This is a genomic window from Candidatus Paraluminiphilus aquimaris (assembly GCF_026230195.1).
Lineage (GTDB): Bacteria > Pseudomonadota > Gammaproteobacteria > Pseudomonadales > Halieaceae > Luminiphilus > Luminiphilus aquimaris.
The window spans coordinates 1,656,833-1,675,029 of sequence record NZ_CP036501.1 but is presented as its reverse complement, the minus strand read 5'-3'; the positions used below and the strand labels follow the sequence as shown (position 1 = coordinate 1,675,029).

The window sequence follows — 18,197 nt, the reverse complement described above, 5'->3', positions numbered from 1 at the left end:
TGAGCCCTCTTTATCAGCGACTTAAGTGTATCGCTTCACCCACCCCAAGGTGGTGTTTTTTTCAATGTATTACTGGCACTTATGGCTTTAGTATGTCGTCCATCGACACAGCCGAAACACCACGCAATTACGTTTTGAATATGCCCACGCAAGGACGAGCCAATGACCGACCAACATAAGCTTTATATCAATGGAGAGTGGATCGAGACCAATGCGTCAGTGACCAACGTAAGTCCCTCAGATACCAGTGATGTGATTGGACATTACGCTCAGGCATCCACCGAGCAAGTTGAGGCGGCCATTACGTCGGCTAACGCAGCCGTTATTGAGTGGGGACAATCTGCACTTGAGACGCGCTACGCCGCACTGATGGAAATCGGTAACGAGCTCATCGCCCGCAGTGGGGAACTTGGAGAGCTGCTTGCTCGCGAAGAGGGGAAAACCCGAGCGGAAGGCGTAGGGGAGGTATACCGATCGGGTCAATTCTTCCACTATTTTGCCGGCGAGGTGCATCGACAAATCGACGATCGTGCCGAGTCTGTCAGACCCGGTATCGAGATCGACACTCGCCGCGAGCCGGTCGGCGTTGTCGCCATCATCAGCCCTTGGAATTTCCCGATGGCGACAGCGGTATGGAAAATTGCGCCCGCCCTCGCCTTTGGAAACGCTGTCATTTTTAAGCCGGCTAACCTCGTCCCCGCGAGTGCCTGGGCGCTCACCGAGATTATTTCGCGTCAAGCCGTTCTGCCCGCAGGCACCTTCAACCTCATTATGGGATCCGGTGGTGCGGTGGGTGACGCAATTATCAACAATCCCAATATACACGCAGTATCGTTCACAGGATCGCTTCCAGTGGGGCGCGAGGTGGCCAAGGCAACGGCCGCAAACCTGGTTAAATGTCAGCTCGAGATGGGCTCTAAGAATGCATTGATTGTGGCAGCAGACGCCGACCTAGACGTGGCGGTCAACGCCGCATTCGTGGGCGCTTACAGCGGCACCGGTCAAAAGTGCACAGCCTCTTCCCGACTCATTGTCGATGCAAGCGTGCATGACGAATTCGTCGCAAAACTGATCGCTAAACTCGAAACAACCACCGTTGGGCACGCGCTCGGTGAGGGCGTTGACCTGGGGCCTGTAGCCTCTGAAACCCAACTCAGTGAAAATTTAGCCTGGATTGAAAAGGGAAAGTCCGAGGGTGCGACGCTGGCCTTCGGTGGCAGCCGAATCGAAGCGCCAACGGAGGGATTTTACATGGAGCCCACGCTTTTCATTAACAGCACCAATGATATGAGCATCAACCGCGAGGAGCTCTTCGCACCGATTGCCTGTGTCATTAAAGCCGATGGCTATGAGGATGCCCTATCCATTCTCAATGACACCGAATTCGGCCTCACCGCTGGCATCATTACCCAAAGTTTGAAGACCGCCTCCGATTTTAAACAGCGTGCCGTGGCGGGCTGCGTCATGGTCAATCTGCCCACGGCAGGAACCGACTATCATGTGCCCTTTGGGGGTCGTAAAAACTCGAGCTTTGGCCCCCGCGAGCAAGGGCAATATGCAAGAGAATTCTATACAACGATCAAGACAAGCTATGTTCAGGCCTAACTCCGGAGCCATTTTGTGAATCAAGATTGGACAGTCATCGATGGATTGCAATACTCGGCGTGGTCGCGCGAGATCTTTGAGCAAATGCACGAAGGCGGTCTCACCTGTGTACACGTCACCATTGCCTACCACGAGAACACGCGGGAAACGCTGACACGAATCGGAGAATGGAACCAGCGCTTTGAATCAATGCCTGAACTCATCCGACCTGTCTATGAGCCCAGTGACATAGCGCTGGCTAAGGCCGAGGGGCGAATCGGCATTATCTTCGGCGCACAGAATTGCTCCCCTATTGAAGACGAAATCAGGCTTGTTGAGGTCATGCGTCGTCTCGGTCTGATGATCATGCAACTGACCTATAACAACCAAAGCCTGTTAGCTTGCGGCTGCTACGAAGACGAAGACAGCGGCCTTACCCGCTTTGGCAAGCAAGTCATTAAAGAAATGAATCGCGTCGGCATGGTGATCGATATGTCTCACAGCGCCGAGCGTTCAACGCTTGAGGCGATTGACTACTCAGAGCGCCCCGTCATTGTCTCCCATGCAAACCCAAGTCACTTCCATCCAGCGCTTCGAAATAAATCCAACAAGGTCATCGACGCAATCGCAGCCAACGAGGGAATTTTGGGGTTCTCACTGTATCCATTCCACTTAAAAAACGGTCCCAAATGTACGCTCGATGACTTTTGCGACATGGTTGTATGGACTGCAGAGCGTATGGGCATTGATCGTATCGGCCTTGGCTCTGATCTTTGCCAAAGCCAGCCTACGACTGTACTTGAGTGGATGCGAAATGGTCGCTGGTCGAAGACCATGGATTACGGTGAGGGCTCATCGTCCAATTCAGGATGGCCCGATAGCCTCTCTTGGTTTGGTGATAATCGGGACTTCCCCGGTATCGCCGATGCGCTTTCTAAGCGCGGGTTTTCGGACGGGGAACTCAGTCAAATCATGGGTGGAAATTGGGTATCTTTGCTTAATCGCGCGGCGACTCCGGCATCACCTTTCTTACAGCACCCATAGCTCGAGCGGCATTCAAACGTGAATCTTGATCCTTCATTACAACCTACCAATCTATGGCTCAGACCGCCGTCATCGGTTATGGAGCTGCCACGTTTAGGTGCGTTCTCTAGTAGTCGATTGAGTTTCGCGCGCTCGCTCATTCGTAAAATGGGAAGACAGCGCTGGCAAGTGACACAGACGCGTTTCGATTTGGACGCCAATGGGTACGGTGAAGTTATCTATCGGATACAGACACCGCAGGCGCGATACCACGTGGTTATTTTTTCTCGATACCTAGACGATGCCAATCGCTCCGACCGTGTGATCGCTGAAGCTTGGGACCTTACATTTGGTCTCGTTGAGGGTGATGTTGAAGATGAGTTGATGGCATCGCTAGCGGAAAATGTACCGTTGCAGGAAGCCGGTCGACAACACTCGAATTTGCTCGTCATCTCCCGCGCTAACCGCAGTATGCGAAATTTTTCTTCCTTCGTTGAGCAGCTGAGTCAAGGGCAACAACCGTGTGAATCCTTACTCAAAACTGCAGGGTATCTCTACCGAACAACGGCCGTTTACGGAAATGGGAAATTTGGTATCGCTGACTTTGCGAGACTGCGACAAAACCCCGATTTCAGGCAGCCATTCTCTGCACAAATGACTGCGGTCTATGTACTGCGCCAGTTTTCCATCGATCAAGTCGAGCACATCGCGCGGCAAAAGAGCCCGAGCGCTGTGCCCTTGTCAGACGAGCTAAAACGGTACGTTGGCATCGGTAACTCTACGGGTTTGGGCATGGCGCCCTTTCTCATCAACCATCCCTTGCTCATTAACCAGTGGGTTCATATGCGAGAGACGGCACTGAGCCTGACCAAGCAAGAAGTGGCCGATGAGCAGTCTCAAGCGCAATTACTTGCACTCATGCGACGCGCAATTCAAAGCCTGCAGGAATGCGACATCGAGGACGCCGATCAACGCGCCAAAAATGTGGATGTGGTTAACGAATTATCCATGGCGACGGCGTGGCTTGATCAAGTATCCCCAGAGAGCGACCTGTGGTTACAGCTTACAGACTGGGCAGAGGCCGCATTCACGGTGGAAACCCAAGAGCTCATCAACACACTTCTCATTGAACTATACCCAGACCACGCGGATGCGCTTGAAGACTACATGGCGGCAGAGGAGTCCTTAGATCTGATTCCAGATATGCCCTTAATACAGCTCAAGCAACTGATCGAAACGCATATGGATTGGGCGCTTCAGGTGGATTTAACGGCGCCTGATGAGCGCTTTTGGTTTTGGTATCGCTCCATCGAGAAGGAAGAACCTAGATTGGGTGTCCGGGGTCTTGATGAAGGTGAAGAGAAAGAGCTCTCGATCGCTATCGGTCCCCGCATCCAGCGTGTGCATGCAAACTTAGATAGGCATCTTGAAGAGGACCCCACTGCACTTACTATCGACTTCCTGATGGCCAATCCCCGTGACAGCGACATTATTCGTCGCATACAAACCATGGCCGTATCCGCCTACGGCGAAATTCGAGCAAACCTCTGGCATCGTGACATGAAACCGATGCACCTATTACGCACGAAGCTCTCGTTTTTGGGTGCTCAACGCTTCGACCCAAAGGGTGAGCGTTGGGTTCGAGTCACATTCTTTCAAGGTGCTCCGCTGATCTCAGAGCTTAACGCTGAACCTGTCGATCTGGTCGACTTCGACGATTGGAGCTTTGCCCTTGCACCTGAGCACTCCCGCTCCCAAGCCGCACCATGAAAGTTTCCTTTAACGAACTCCATTCACTTTCCTGGAAAGCCTTTATTGGCTTGGGCTTCTCGGACGGGCAAGCTACCGATGCCGCAGACATGCTGTGTTGGATGGAGAGCTTTGGACTCGACGGTGTTAAGACACTCAAAGAAGCGCTCGAGCAATACTCTCTTGAGCACCCTTACTCACCTCCCGACATCCTGTATAAGGATACGGACATTACGGTGCTTGATGCGCACAATGTGAGCGTTCTAGCTTGCTCTCACTTGCCTCTTGAGCTGGCATTTACTCAAGCACGAGCACGCGGCTTTTCCGTATTAAAAATCAGACAATGTCGCCAACGCCAGCTGGTCATGGGATATCTCGCACGTCTCGCCAATCGCGGTATGAACGTCACGGCATTTTGGCGCAATTCGCAGACGCCGCTAACCGAACAGGTTATTGGGTTCCGAGCGAGCTCGACGGTACCGTCCATTCGAATCTATGCGGTATCGGAACTTCCTGATGAAAACAAAGCCAATACAGGTATTACAGTCGTGATGGCCAATCACGTCGACCTATTGCCCACCATGCGCTCCGAATATGAATACGACCTCTTGGCGCGTCATGATGAGAGCGACCTTTTAGAGGTCCGATCCAAAACAGAACGTGACGGCATAACGGTCGACACCGCGCTTTGGGAGCAGCTGCAGGGCCTTGCAAAATTAACCTTGGTAGCGTCTACGTCTAGCTCACGTTTGGGCGCAGGCCCTGCAGACTAAATACTGCAAAAATGAAAAGGTTTTCGGAAGAGATTCAGCTAACATCAAAAAAAAATAACGCAAGTTATAAGGTCGTGCTCAATGCCGTTTGGCCTCCTTAAATACGGATTATCAAAGGACTACCCTTTCGAAAAAGACGCCGACCTGCCGGCCCCAACGGCGCTCAAGCGTCGTTATGATGTCGTCATCATTGGCGGCGGTGGCCACGGAGTCGCTACTGCCTATTACCTGGCAAAATATCACGGCATCACTGATGTCGCGGTTCTCGAGAAAGGCTATCTTGGTGGCGGCAATACGGCGAGAAATACGGCCGTCATTCGCTCCAACTACCTCACTCCAGAAGGCGTTAAGTTCTACAGTGCCTCGGTAAAGCTATATGAGGCACTCTCGAATGAGTTTGACTTCAACATCATGTACTCACAGCGAGGTCAGCTTACCCTCGCGCACACCGACGCTACGGTTCGCGCGTTCCGACAAAGAGCTGAGGTAAACAAACACTTTGGTGGGCAAACCGAGCTAATCGATCCGGCCGATATCGCCAAGCTTGTGCCAACGCTGAATCTCAATCCTGCTAATCTTCCCGTGCTCGCCGGTTTGTGGCACAAGGATGGCGCCACAGCGCGCCACGACGCGGTAGCTTGGGGGTACGCAAAGGGCGCAACGCAGCGCGGTGCTGAGTTACACCAGCTGACCGAAGTCACCGGCGTACACGTGAAGAGTGGCCGTGTCACGGGTGTGGATACGAACCGAGGTCCCATAGAGGCCGGTGTAGTGATTCAAGCTGTCGCCGGGCACAGTGCCCCGATGGCACGAAAAGCCGGATTTGAACTTCCGCTTGTTGCCTACCCGTTGCAAGCGATGGTCACCTTACCCGTGAAACCTTTTCTGACGCCTCTCGTCAGTTCCTCGGCCCTGCACTGCTACGTTCAGCAAACCAGTCGGGGGGAAATAGTCATCGGCGGAGGCTCGGACCCCTACCCGCTCTACAACAGCCGTGCGTCGCTACCATTGAAGGAGAGTTTGCTCTCTAGCGCCGTCGAAATGTTCCCATTTTTAAGTGAAATGCGGCTGCTAAGACAGTGGGCGGGTATCACAGACATGACAACGGATTACAGCCCGATCATGGGCTTGAGCCCGGTGGAAAATTATTACATCGATGCGGGCTGGGGCACTTGGGGATTTAAAGCCACACCTATCTGCGGAAAAACAATGGCCGAGCTCGTAGCGAGTGGTGGGAAAGTGCCGGAGCTGATCAAGCCCTTCGAGTTATCGCGGTTTGACCGGTTTAAACAGGTTAATGAAATGGGCGCGACGGCGGCGAGTCACTGAGGTAGTCAATGAAGATCATGAACTGTCCACTAAACGGGCCGCGAAATATCAGTGAATTTGTCTACGGCGGGCAGGTTAAGGCGATGCCCGACGTTCATGATGTTTCGGATAAAGACTGGGCGAGATACGTCTTCTATGAAGAAAATGACACTGGAATTGTTACCGAATGGTGGCTTCATAGCCCGAGTAGCTACTGGTTCATTGCCGAGCGACATAACGTGACCGATGAGATTATTCGCACCTATCCCCCGGAGGAGATATTCAAAGATCGGGTTGAGTTCTCTGTCAGTGAGCGCGACGCATGAAGCGTTTGAGTAACGAATACTTTGGGCAGTGGATCGACCCTTCAAGGGCTGTGCGATTTACATTCGAAGGGCAGGCAATCAAAGCCTTAGAGGGTGATTCAGTTGCCTCGGCGCTGCTCGCCAATAATTATTGGCTCCAATCTCGGTCTTTCAAGTATCACCGACCCAGAGGGCCACTGACACTGTGTGGGCACGACGCCAATAGCCTCGTGCAAACATCCAAAGCGCCCAACGTGCTAGCCGACCACCTGTCTGCAGAGAATGATCTGTGTGTAACAGGGCAAAACTACACAGGGAGTCTGCGGTTTGATCTATCTCGGGCGCTCGACTGGGTCGGTCGATTTTTGCCTGTGGGCTTTTACTACAAAGCGTTTTTTAAGCCGCGTGGCATCTGGGCCTATTGGGAGCCCATTGTCAGGAAAGCGGCCGGGTTAGGCGTGAGTAATTTATCGGTTGAGGCGCCGTACAACGATAAAACCTACGTCTTTTGTGATGTTGCAGTCATTGGCGGTGGGCCAGCGGGTCTAAACGCTGCCTTGCTCGCGGCCAATGCCGGCGCACAGGTTGCGTTGATCGAGCAGGAGGCGCACCTGGGCGGCTCACTTAACTACCACGCGTTTGGGTATGCATCCTTCAGTGCAAGTGGGTCATCTTATGAGGCGACATACGAAACAACGCAAAGCGCGCGCAATGCCTTAGTTGAGGCTGTTGAAGCACACGAAGGTATACGTGTCTTCCGCTCGTCCACCTGCAATGCGTGGTTTAGCGACCATTACCTGCCGATTCTTCAAAGCAAGCGACTCGTCAAACTCAGAGCGAAGCAAACCATTCTGGCAACAGGCGCCAGTGAGCAGCATGTCGTTTTCCGGAATAATGATTTACCAGGCGTTGTTCTGTGCAGTGCCCTCGATCGCCTGACGCGTTTATACGGGGTCATTCCTGAGGCCCCTATTGTCGTGCTAGCGGGTAATGACCACGCGTACCGAACAGCGTTCAGTAGCCAAGATGGTGGCGCGTCTGTAGGTGGCATCATCGACCTTCGTGAAACCCCTGACGATCGAGAGCTCCTTGCTCAGGCGATTCAGCGCAATATCACGGTCTACTCGCACGCAGCCGTTTTTGAGGCACGAAGCGACGCCCTAGGCCACGCTTTGTCTGAGGTGGACGTCCATAAACTTGATGCCACATCAGATGTAGGAGAAAAGCTCGCTACGATTCGCTGCGGGGTCCTCGCCATGTCGGCAGGCTTCATGCCCGCCTATCAGCTGGCCTGCCAAGCGGGGGCTTCTCTGAGTTATGACGACGATACCGCCCAGTTCCAGCTGTCTAATCTGCCAAAGGGCCTGCACCTTGCAGGCAGTGTGAACAGCGTATTTGCCCTCGCATCCGTTGAGGCAAGTGGAAGGAACGCCGCTCGCCAAGCAATGCGAGCGCTTGACCTCCCTGCACAGGCCGAGATCGGCGTGGACGAAGATACGTCATGCGATGAGAAGGTTAATTTTCCGTGGCCGTTCGTGAAGCATCCCAAAGGTCGTGAGTTTGTCGACTTTGACGAGGACCTCCAGATCAAGGACATCGTAAATGCCACCCGCATGGGCTACCGCGATATTCAGCTCGTAAAGCGTTTTTCTACCGTGGGTATGGGTCCCTCGCAGGGGCGCCACTCAGCACTTCCAACGGCACGTTTAGTCGCAAATGCAACGCAGCGCTCTGTCAGTCAGACGGGCGTCACAACCGCACGGCCGCCACTCGCACCGGAGCCCCTGGGTTTACTGGCCGGTCGGCGCTTTCACCCTCTCCGGCGAACGCCATTGCACCACCGCCACCTCGCATTGAATGCCCAAATGATGCCGGCGGGCAATTGGCAACGACCTGCCTATTACGGCAGTCCAGCGCAGCGCGAGATCCAGATTCAAAAGGAAGTCAACGCCGTACGACGCGGCGTTGGCATTATCGATGTCAGCACCCTAGGCGGTATAGAATTGCGTGGGCCCGATGCGGCTGAGTTTATGAATCGGCTTTACACCTTTGGCTTCGTAAAGCAGCCCATTGGTAAAACACGTTACGCGGTGCTTACCAACGAACAGGGCGTAGTAGCCGATGACGGTGTTGCCGCCCGGATTGGCGAGCAACACTTCTATGTCACCGCAACGTCCAGCGGGGTAGATCGCGTCTACCAAGACATGCTGCGGTGGAATGCGCAGTGGCGACTCGACCTTGATATTGCCAATGTCACCAGCGCATTTAGTGCCGTCAATGTAGCGGGGCCCAAGTCACGTGAGGTACTCGCTCTAGCAGGTTGCGACATAAGTCTTGAGCCGGACGACTTTCCTTACCTCGCTTACCGTGAGGCCAGTGTGGCGGGCGTACCCGCGCGAACTATGCGAGTGGGATTTGTGGGTGAGCTGGGCTACGAGTTGCATGTCCCGTCACCCCTTATTGGCTTTTTGTGGGACCGACTGATTGCAGCAGGTAAGGAAGCCGGTATCCGTCCGTTCGGTGTTGAGGCTCAGCGGCTTCTCCGCCTTGAAAAAGGCCACATCATCGTGGGCCAAGATACCGACGGTATGACGCAACCCGATGAAGTATCGCTGCGTTGGGCGATTGCTAAAAAGAAGCCTTTCTTCGTCGGTGGAAAGAGTGTTGAAGTCCTATCTAAGGTGGCGGTGGAGAGAAAACTAGTGGGCTTCGAACTGAGCGCTGCAGATCCAAAACCTAAAGAGGGACACTTGGTGATTCGCGAGGGCAATATCGTTGGCTCTGTGACCTCCTGCGAGTACTCACCCACCTTGGATAAGATCATTGGTCTCGCCTATGTCCACCCTGAGGATGCCAGCACCGGGGCGACCGTCCGTATTCGCACAGACGGATCCCGAGAGGTACAGGCGCAGGTAACCGACACCCCGTTTTATGATCCAGACAATTCGAGGCAAGCACTATGAGCGAGTACCTCGATACTATTTTTGAATCGCCATTATCAGGATCGAAGCAAAACGGCGCGATTTCGGTAGAGGACTACACTGAGAGGCGTCGATGGGGTCTGAGAGGCAAAGAAGCCGCTCGTGTGTTGCGCGAACAGGGTTGGGACCTACCGGACCGACCTAATCGGCTTATAAATACAAAAGACAACACCCTCGTGATGGCGTTGAGCCAGCGCGAATTTTGGTTTCTTGACCCCGGCAACGGCGCAACCTTGCCCCTTTCAGCGGACGATGCATTCAAAAAGTCAGCTTATCCTCTCTTTTGCCAACACAGTCACGCTTGGCTCGTCATTCGAGGGGAACAAAAAGCGCTGATGATGGCCAAGCTCTGTGGTGTGGACTTAAGCCCCGACACCTTTCATACGGGCGATGTCGCGCAAACTCAGATCGCGCTCATTAACTGCATCATCGTCCGGCATGATTTGGACGGAGATGACGTATTTTCACTACTTTTCGATCACTCTTACGCAGAATATGCACATGAAGCACTGCTCGACGCTCGATTAGAGTTCCTCTAACGACGACGCAACCACCCTCCTCACCTCGGAGGCCTGGGTGGCCGGGGTGGCCGGGGTGGCCACTAAGCTAAGCGGCTGACAACTCAGCAATCTGCGCAAGCAGGCTATCGGGAACATCCACGCCCTTCTCCTCGTGAATGCGTCGCAACTCGGCGCGCCGCGCGCCGGGAACTCGCACGTCGCTGTCCTCAGTTAGCTCACCGAGCATGGACTCCAAATGCGAAACGAAACCCTCCGCAAAAAATGCGGGGTCCATAGCAATAATGGTTTGCCCCACATTGGGCGGACCGCCCTCGGTGGTAGCAAACATCGATGCTTCGTAGGAACAATTGCTGCCGGTTAACACACCGCCCAGAACATCAACCATCAACCCAAGACCAAACCCCTTGGGACCACCGACCGGCAGTTGCGCGCCTTTGAGTCCTGCGGCCGGATCAGTTGTGGGTCTGCCGTCACTGTCTATCGCATGTCCAGGCTCTATCTCTCGCCCCTCAGCTGCCGCTTTGACCAAATTGACACGCGCGGTCGAGGCGGTAGCCATATCAACCACCAGCGGCTCATCCGTGGCTCTGGGCGCGCCAAACGCAAACGGATTGGTCCCAAAGAAAGGTACTTTCCCCCCATGAGCGGCAACCGCCTTGGAGCTATTTGCAAACATCAATGACACCAGCCCCTCTTTCGCGAGTCGACGCACAAACCAACCAAGGACGCCGGCAGAGGACGACTGATGAATCGACATCATTCCAACCCCTTGCTCTCTGGCTGTCTCGATCAATCGTGCCTCGCCCACTAGGTAGGCGTGATGGCAAAAACCAAAGTCCGCATCGATCACCGTGCTCGCAGCTGAGGTTTTGACAATCTTTGGAGACGCGTGCGGTTTTACTTTTTCCACCTTGAGGTGTTTCAGGTACAGGTGCATGTAACCCAAACCCACGTTCCTGATGCCTTCAGCCTCCGCATCCGCTATTTCCGCCGCTACGATATCCGCCTGCTCTTGGCTTGCGCCCACGTTGAGCAGTGCATCTCTGCAGAGAGTCTCGATTTGGGTCAGTGTGAGTGTGGGCACAAAGTTCTCCTATAGCCGTCTTAACTGCAAACACTAGGCAGGAGTTCATTTCAGAGCAAGTCAAATTAGTCCTATCAATATAATTCCTAAGTAAATCGACCCTCAGCTTCTCGTTGGTAGATCAAAAAGTAGTAGGCTAAGAGCAGAATATAAAAGAGATGGGGCTGAGAAGTGACTATTGCACCCGACATAGATAACTCTTCTCCGTTCACCAGCGTCGGGCCCTCGAGCAACACATCGATTGAGACTCAAACAAAGTCCCTTAACAGCAAAATTTGCAATGCGATCTTAATCGTCCTGTGCATTCTGGGTTTGCCCGGCTTACTGGCCAGTTTTTCAAGAGCAGCATCTTTTGGCGTTACTCCTGTGATGGTCATGCAGGCAGTGTTACTGCTGTTTATGATCATCGTTACTCTCTTGCGGCATCGACTTTCCTATGAGCTGAGACTAGTTGCCCTGCTATCCAGTCTGTACGTTTTAGCTGTACTTGGGCTTTGGTCATTCGGTCACCTGGGTGGTGGTAAGTTGATGTTACTGGTCTTCATCGTGGTCACAGGTATGTTGACAGGGTCCAAAGTTGCACTCGGGGGCAGTCGGCCTAAGTTCAGCAACGATAGCTATTTTCGGTTGGTTGTACGTCGCAGGCATACCCTCGGGCATTAGCCAAGAGGCGAGTTACCAACAATCAGCGCAAACATGGATTACGGCCACAGTAACCATGGTCTTTTTGGGTGGCTTCATCTCCAGAGGCCTATCAACAATTTTCCACCATCAGAGGGCCCTGATGGGTGATTTGCTCACGGAAGCTAGCTATCGAACCGCGCTCATCGAGCAGTCTTCGGCGACCATTCTAGTCTTGGATCATTCCATGAAACTTAAAGATTGGAATCAGGGTTCGCTGCCCATGTTTGAAACACACCTTCAACCAAAGGCAGGGATACCGATTAAAGATGTACTCGAAAGCGGGCCTGGCGCCGATAAGTTACTAGCAGCAATGGACGCGGGTCTGGCAGGTAAAACGACATCAGAGCATGAAATGCAATTAAACATTCGTGGCTCTTATCGCTCCTATGTGTGGAACCTAACTCCTTACCAGGACGATAAGCAGCGTCTGGCTGGTCTTATCTGTATTGGACAAGACGTAACTTCAAGTCGCCAAGCACAACAAGCGGCCGCACATTCCGCACGATTGGTAGCAATGGGTGAGATGACCACCTCGGTAGAACGTCTAAGCTGTCTCGACCAAAAAACATGCCATAAAAAAAAGCCCCACCCAAAGGGTGAGGCTCTCTTGTATGGCGCGCCCGGTACGATTCGAACGTACGACCGCCTGATTCGTAGTCAGGTACTCTATCCAGCTGAGCTACGGGCGCGAAGAGGTGCGATAATACTCCTCACCTTGTCTTTTTCAAGTCCGAAGACACGGATTGTCCAAATGAGCCCATACGCCAGTTGATTTCGCTTGGACAATGCATGACATCACCGTGACGAAAACGAATACCCGGTACCATCAACAAGGGGCGAGGCTCGCTCTAAAAATCGACGCGTAAATCAACTCCGTAAGTCGCCGGCTGTCCCCAATAGCTAACCGTCCAGAGCCCAAATGGAATGATGTTTTCTCGGTATTCCTCATCGGTGATATTTTTACCCCATGCAGATACCTGTAACCGCGCGCTATCGCCCAGTTGCACATCACTGACACTTACCCGTGCATTAAGAATGCTGTACGACCCAAGCTGGCCCGTGACGTTCTGATCCGGGTTTGTGTAGGCCACATAATCACTTTTTCGGCTCCAATCGACATGTGCGTCGATGCTACCCCAGTCTGATTGCATCACTGCCCAATCGAGGTCGATGCTCATTGTGCGATCAGGCGCATACGGAAAGTCTTTAGCGTCCTTAACGTTCTGACCAAGCTCAATAAACTCATCGTATTGCGTATCGAGGGTGCCGAGATTAGCGCCCAATCGAAGTGACTCTGACAGCTGAGCGATCAACTCAATCTCAATTCCTTTGATGGTCGCGGCGCCCGCGTTATCAACGGTAGACGCTGCCCCACCCGTACCCTCCAGAAATACACTGAACTGCATATCTGACACATCGTTCATAAACACCGCGGCATTGAGCTGAACTCGGTCATCCATCAATCGAGACTTGAAACCCAGCTCTTGAGACAGCACTTCCTCAGGGTCATAACTTTCAAAGAAGGCATCAGCCGAGGGCGCTTCGCCGTTATAACCACCGGCTTTCCATCCCTGGGCCAGTTTTCCATACACGTTGACGTTATCAGACAGCGCATAGGTCGCCACCAGAGTTCCGGTCGTGTTATTCCAACTATCAGAGTCGGATACGTTAAACGCTCCAACGCCGCCAGTCGAGGCCTGCGGGTGGAAGACGTATTGATCTTTTTCTTCGTCCGTGTAGCGAAGCCCCACAGTGGCCGTCAGTCGGTCACTCAATTGCCGCTCGTACTGTCCGTAGACAGCCCAAGACGTGTTATTGAGACCGTATTCGTTGTTATCCGCGGGTGCGCCAAACAGACCAAAGAAAGAGATCGGATTAAAAACGTCGCCCTCTTCCGCAAAGTAGTACAGCCCAGCAACCCAGTTTGAGGAGTCAGTTTGTCCCAACCACTGAAATTCTTGAGAAAACTGCTCGTAATCGACCTGACGCTGCGACGTAAACAGGTTCATTGGCGTACCGTCGATATCCAATCGATCTGACCAATCAAGATCGCGCTGACTCGTAATCGACTTGAAGGTCATGGCCTCAAACTCCTTGGTCACGGTAAGCGAGGTGCCTCTGACCTTAGATTTTTCAAATCCCGATTGGTCGTTACTTATCGCAGTCGCGCGACGATCCGGTGAGGTCTCATAAAGCGCCTGCAGATCTCCGAGAAAACCCAGATCCAATCCCGCAAAAAACGCTTCGTTGACGTCTGTTAATTGGCCCATGCTGGGGGCTTTGCTGACATCGCTTTGATCGAAACTAAACCGATATGACAGCGTATCGGAGGCCTCGATAACGGCATCCAAGCGAAACGCATCACTGTCCATGTCAGAGAAGGTCGAACTGGACTTTTGATTGACAAAGGGATTAAAACCACCGGTAGGGTCTAGATCTTTATTTTCATAGAAACCATCGCGACTTTGCGTTGAATAAGCAATGCTCGCTCGAAATTCACCAAGCCCCTCTCCCACGACACCGGAGGCACCCGTGTCGATACGACCGCGAAGAGCTTTATAACCTTCGTTACCGAAGCCGCCTTCCACATATCCACCAAACTCCTTTCCCGGTGTGCGGGTAACGAGATTAACTGCCCCACCGAGCGTATTCTTTCCATAGAGTGTTCCCTGCGGACCGCGCAGTACCTCAACTCGTTCAAGTTCAGCGACCTCAAAAATACCACCGAGGTTTTTCCCCAGAAACACACCGTCCAAGTAGAGACCAACTGTGGGCTCCCATGTGAGCGCTGGGTTAATTGTTGTTGAGCCGCGAATCGCAATGGTTGCACCCGTGTCACCCCCCGGAGAGGGAGCAATGTTGATATTGGGAACAAAATTACTGATATCTTGCACATCTCTAATACCACGAGCCGCAATATCCTCCCCTTGAAAGGCGGTAATCGCAATCGGCGCGTCCTGCAAGCTCTCAGCTTTCCGTTGCGCCGTCACCAACACTTCTTCCAAGATCGATTGGCCCTGCGCAAGCGGCACAGCCGTGACCAATCCCGCCATTAATACAGTCTTTTTGAACGGTAGTTTCATGGTTTCCTCATTAGCTTTTGTTATACGGCTATAGAAATCCAAAACCGATCGAACGCCAAGCGTCAGACTTAATCCCTATGGGTGAATTCGGGGGTTGCGAAACAAAAATACCGAACGCAGACACTTAACGCTTTAACGATGGAAACCGGGGTTTTACTAGCCGTAGTAAAAAATTTGACGTTTTAACTTCTCACAGAGTCACGCATCGGTTCCCAACTACTCTGCATGTCAGGCACGTAATTCCGCCAATCCAGAAACCACAGACAAGGTTTGAGGTCTGTAAACTTCGACCAAAAGTTCAATGCATTAGAGCCACGCCACTGGACCCTCCAACTCAGTCCAAGTATCGTTTTTATCAACGCATGAGAGCCGGAGTCTTGTCATCGGACCACTAGCCGATATTTCGAGCGTGCTGCTCACGCTACTGCGGGACAATTTACCGCGAGATCTTACTTGGCCCTTACTATTACTCACGCTGGTGCTTGCTGTAACGATCTGGCTTTTTCGTGGCGGCCGTGGCTCGAAGGATGCGTCAGGTAGCGAGCGCCCCGCCGGTTTACTTGAGTTTCTCATACCACGCGATATCTATACCCATGTATCTGCTCGTGTTGATATCACCCTTTATGTCTTTGAGCGCTTTTTAAGACCCTTTTGGGCCACCGCCCTGATTTTAAGTGTTGGCACCTTCGCCGAGACCCTAGTTATGAATGGCTTGGCAGACACTTGGGGTACCGGACCTACGCTGGACATAAGCTACGGATGGATGCTGCTCTTCAGCTTGGTAACGCTGTTGCTGTATGACTTTATCTTTTCCATCATTCACTACACCGAACATAAAGTGCCGGCACTGTGGGTCATCCACAAAGTGCATCACTCAGCAGAGGTCCTAACGCCGTTAACACGTTACCGAGAGCACTTCCTCGAAGGGCCCATCTATGCGGCTGGCGCTGCCTTAGCGTACGGCATTGCAGGTGGCCTGTTTGGCTGGTTATTCGAGAGTGATGTTACGCATGCGACGCTGTTTAACATCGGTTTCTTTTCCTTACTTTTCGGATTCAATGGATCTTTCCGGCATTATCACGGCGCGTTTCCTTACCCCGTGTGGTTGTCGAAGTGGCTGCACAGCCCGGTGATGCACCACGCTCATCACAGCTATCTGGAAAAGCACTGGGACACTAACCTTGCTGCGGTGACGAGTCTTTGGGATCGACTCTTCGGAACGCTTTATATTCCCGAAAAAGGTGAGCACACACTGGGGTCTGGGCCCAGAGACACAAGATCAATATCGAACGTGTTGGCACAATACCGCCGGCCCATTCAAAGATTGGTTCGCCATGCTTACAGGGGGCTCTATGCGATCGACCAATCCATTGACTGGCGGTGCCACACAGACCGATGTAAAGGCGAAAGTGCGCTAATTATCGTGCTCCAAACACCATGAGTACGCCCATAAGTAGCAGTGTCCAAAGTCCAAGGAACCCATAAGCAGGTGCCCAGCTTCTCGTAAAACCCGCACTGCGGTAGAAGGCAGGGCTCCACATAAGATCAGTGGGTTCTGGATCTGATGATGCCTCGCCACTGGTCATCAGCCCGACCCCCATAGTCGCCGCCAACCCGATAACGTTCCACCACAGCCACGAAACAGAGGGTATCGCCGCCCACAGGAACCCATTGACCGCAAGGCCGACGAAGAAGCCGATTCGAGCGCCTCTTCCGGTCGCCCTTTGAGTCAGCAATCCCAAGAGAAATACGCCAAGAATGGGACCGTTAATCAAGGACCCCACCTTGTTCACCGCCACAATAACGGTAGACGCTATATCATCGACAAAAAACGCGGTGACCAAGGCGAACACCCCCCAAACCACCGTGAGTGCCCTACCCCACCAAAGCTCCTGCGCTGGCGTTGCTATTCGCTCCCTCATCGCCGGTTTAACAAAGTCCTTCAATGTGGTCGCCGATAGACTGTTGATGACCGAATCGAGTGAGGACATCGCGGCAGCCAACAGCGCAACGACCGCTAACCCCACCACGCCTGCGGGCAACTCCCGAGAAAAGAGGACAGGCAGCGCCATGTTGTAGTTTGGCGCATCATTGATAAGGGGGAGGGAAGACAGGAAGTCGGTGTGCGAGGTTGCATAAGCCGCAAGCCCCGCTCCAATGAGGCAATACAGGAGCACCAGGGGAAAACGCAGAACCCCGTTGATCAGCAATATCTTCTGATTATCATCTTGCGTAGCCGCACACAGTTGGCGCTGCACCTGACTCTGATCGCAACCGTAGTACGCGACATAGAGGAAAAACCCGCCAATCAGCATGGGCAGGAAAGCAAAGTCATGACCGTCACCCAGACCGTGATGACGAAATGAGAGAGCCGCAGTACGCTCGGCTGGAATTTGCGCCAGCATCGCCTCAACTCCCCCAGCGGACGCAATCAATAAGTACGCGAGATAACCCAAAACACTGGTCAGGATCACCATCTGGACGACGTCGCTGATAATCACAGCCCTAATCCCCCCAAGAACGTCATAGACGATGGTAATGGCACCAAAGAGCAGTACGGATTGTGTGAAGGAAAGCCCCGTCACAACAGAAACCATACTCGCGACACCGTAGACGGTGATTCCAGCAACAGCGGCGCGAGAAACCTGAAACAGACCGCTGATAAGCCACTGTGTTTTGTCATCAAATCGGCGGCCCAGATACAGATATACCGAGACAAGGCGTTCCCGGTGAAAGATTGGAATGAGGAAAATAGCGATAAAGATCATCGCGAGTGGCAGAGCGAGCTCATACTGCAGCCATACGAGCCCGCCGCCAACCACAAAGGCAACGAAAGCTGGAGCCCCCAAAATACTGTTGGTGGAGCACTGGGTCGCCATGACGGACAAAGCAATGCTCAGTGCATTACCACTATTGGAAGCGACAAAATAATCCTCAGCAGATGTCTGTTGGCGAGACAGGTAAAGACTCATCGTCACCAGTCCCAGCAAATAGAGCGCGACCACCGCCCAATCAATTATCGATAACAATGCATGCCTCCTACAGCACTACGCAGACCGTAAGGACGGGATAATCCAAAACACCCATGTTTACAACTCACCC

At 53.0% G+C, this 18,197-nt stretch carries 13 protein-coding genes, 1 tRNA gene and 1 pseudogene; 11 read left to right on the top strand and 4 right to left on the bottom strand.

Going from position 1 to position 18,197, the window contains the following annotated elements:
* Positions 1-162: 162 nt before the first annotated feature.
* The 8 genes from E0F26_RS07645 to E0F26_RS07610 all read left to right on the top strand — a co-directional run bounded on the left by E0F26_RS07645 (position 163) and on the right by E0F26_RS07610 (position 10,262).
* Positions 163-1,605 (top strand): aldehyde dehydrogenase family protein, encoded by a 1,443-nt coding sequence (locus E0F26_RS07645; protein ID WP_279241078.1) that lies wholly within the window; start codon positions 163-165, stop codon positions 1,603-1,605.
* Positions 1,606-1,620: 15 nt separating this feature from the next.
* Positions 1,621-2,628 (top strand): membrane dipeptidase, encoded by a 1,008-nt coding sequence (locus E0F26_RS07640; RefSeq protein WP_279241077.1) that lies wholly within the window; start codon positions 1,621-1,623, stop codon positions 2,626-2,628.
* Positions 2,629-2,646: 18 nt separating this feature from the next.
* A complete protein-coding gene (locus tag E0F26_RS07635; RefSeq protein WP_279241076.1) occupies positions 2,647-4,377 on the top strand; it encodes a hypothetical protein in 1,731 nt (576 codons plus the stop codon).
* Complete coding sequence (locus E0F26_RS07630; RefSeq protein WP_279241075.1) at positions 4,374-5,129, top strand: DUF3726 domain-containing protein; 756 nt, start codon at positions 4,374-4,376, stop codon at positions 5,127-5,129. The genes E0F26_RS07635 and E0F26_RS07630 overlap by 4 nt, the downstream gene beginning before the upstream one ends.
* 81 nt (positions 5,130-5,210) lie before the next feature.
* Positions 5,211-6,458, top strand: coding sequence for an FAD-dependent oxidoreductase (locus tag E0F26_RS07625; protein WP_279241074.1), 1,248 nt, complete (start codon positions 5,211-5,213; stop codon positions 6,456-6,458).
* Positions 6,459-6,466: 8 nt separating this feature from the next.
* A complete protein-coding gene (locus E0F26_RS07620) occupies positions 6,467-6,763 on the top strand; it encodes a sarcosine oxidase subunit delta (RefSeq protein ID WP_279241073.1) in 297 nt (98 codons plus the stop codon).
* Complete coding sequence (locus E0F26_RS07615; RefSeq protein ID WP_279241072.1) at positions 6,760-9,705, top strand: FAD-dependent oxidoreductase; 2,946 nt, start codon at positions 6,760-6,762, stop codon at positions 9,703-9,705. The genes E0F26_RS07620 and E0F26_RS07615 overlap by 4 nt, the downstream gene beginning before the upstream one ends.
* Positions 9,702-10,262 carry an aminomethyltransferase family protein gene (locus tag E0F26_RS07610; protein ID WP_279241071.1) on the top strand — a complete coding sequence of 187 codons (561 nt, stop codon included), beginning with the start codon at positions 9,702-9,704 and terminating at the stop codon, positions 10,260-10,262. The genes E0F26_RS07615 and E0F26_RS07610 overlap by 4 nt, the downstream gene beginning before the upstream one ends.
* Before the next feature lie 67 nt (positions 10,263-10,329).
* Here the strand turns inward: E0F26_RS07610 and E0F26_RS07605 are convergent, their stop codons facing one another.
* Positions 10,330-11,328 carry an Ldh family oxidoreductase gene (locus E0F26_RS07605; RefSeq protein ID WP_279241070.1) on the bottom strand — a complete coding sequence of 333 codons (999 nt, stop codon included), beginning with the start codon at positions 11,326-11,328 and terminating at the stop codon, positions 10,330-10,332.
* 171 nt (positions 11,329-11,499) lie between these two features.
* Here E0F26_RS07605 and E0F26_RS07600 point away from each other — a divergent pair, with 171 nt between their 5' ends.
* The gene (locus tag E0F26_RS07600) at positions 11,500-11,991 is read left to right on the top strand and encodes a hypothetical protein (RefSeq protein WP_279241069.1); all 492 of its coding nucleotides are present in this window, start codon (positions 11,500-11,502) and stop codon (positions 11,989-11,991) included.
* Between the two features lie 55 nt (positions 11,992-12,046).
* Positions 12,047-12,472, top strand: a pseudogene (locus tag E0F26_RS12520) (PAS domain-containing protein); the annotation flags it as partial.
* Positions 12,473-12,624: 152 nt separating this feature from the next.
* Here the strand turns inward: E0F26_RS12520 and E0F26_RS07595 are convergent.
* Positions 12,625-12,701, bottom strand: a tRNA-Arg gene (locus E0F26_RS07595).
* Between the two features lie 159 nt (positions 12,702-12,860).
* On the bottom strand, positions 12,861-15,095 hold the full coding sequence (locus E0F26_RS07590; RefSeq protein WP_279241068.1) for a TonB-dependent receptor: 2,235 nt from the start codon (positions 15,093-15,095) through the stop codon (positions 12,861-12,863).
* A 409-nt stretch (positions 15,096-15,504) separates the two neighbouring features.
* Between E0F26_RS07590 and E0F26_RS07585 the strand changes: the two genes are divergently transcribed.
* On the top strand, positions 15,505-16,536 hold the full coding sequence (locus tag E0F26_RS07585; protein WP_279241067.1) for a sterol desaturase family protein: 1,032 nt from the start codon (positions 15,505-15,507) through the stop codon (positions 16,534-16,536).
* Here E0F26_RS07585 and E0F26_RS07580 read toward each other — a convergent pair.
* Entirely contained in the window at positions 16,514-18,124 is a 1,611-nt protein-coding gene (locus tag E0F26_RS07580) for a sodium:solute symporter family transporter (RefSeq protein ID WP_279241066.1), read from the bottom strand. The two genes, E0F26_RS07585 and E0F26_RS07580, sit on opposite strands and share 23 nt — an antisense overlap.
* Positions 18,125-18,197: the final 73 nt, after the last annotated feature.

Bases quoted from the DNA above. Each gene is read 5' to 3' on its own strand.
- E0F26_RS07645 (WP_279241078.1), top strand. From the start codon at position 163: ATGACCGACCAACATAAGCTTTATATCAATGGAGAGTGGATCGAGACC.
- E0F26_RS07630 (WP_279241075.1), top strand. From the start codon at position 4,374: ATGAAAGTTTCCTTTAACGAACTCCATTCACTTTCCTGGAAAGCCTTT.
- E0F26_RS07625 (WP_279241074.1), top strand. From the start codon at position 5,211: ATGCCGTTTGGCCTCCTTAAATACGGATTATCAAAGGACTACCCTTTC.
- E0F26_RS07620 (WP_279241073.1), top strand. From the start codon at position 6,467: ATGAAGATCATGAACTGTCCACTAAACGGGCCGCGAAATATCAGTGAA.
- E0F26_RS07615 (WP_279241072.1), top strand. From the start codon at position 6,760: ATGAAGCGTTTGAGTAACGAATACTTTGGGCAGTGGATCGACCCTTCA.
- E0F26_RS07610 (WP_279241071.1), top strand. From the start codon at position 9,702: ATGAGCGAGTACCTCGATACTATTTTTGAATCGCCATTATCAGGATCG.
- E0F26_RS07590 (WP_279241068.1), bottom strand. From the start codon at position 15,095: ATGAAACTACCGTTCAAAAAGACTGTATTAATGGCGGGATTGGTCACG.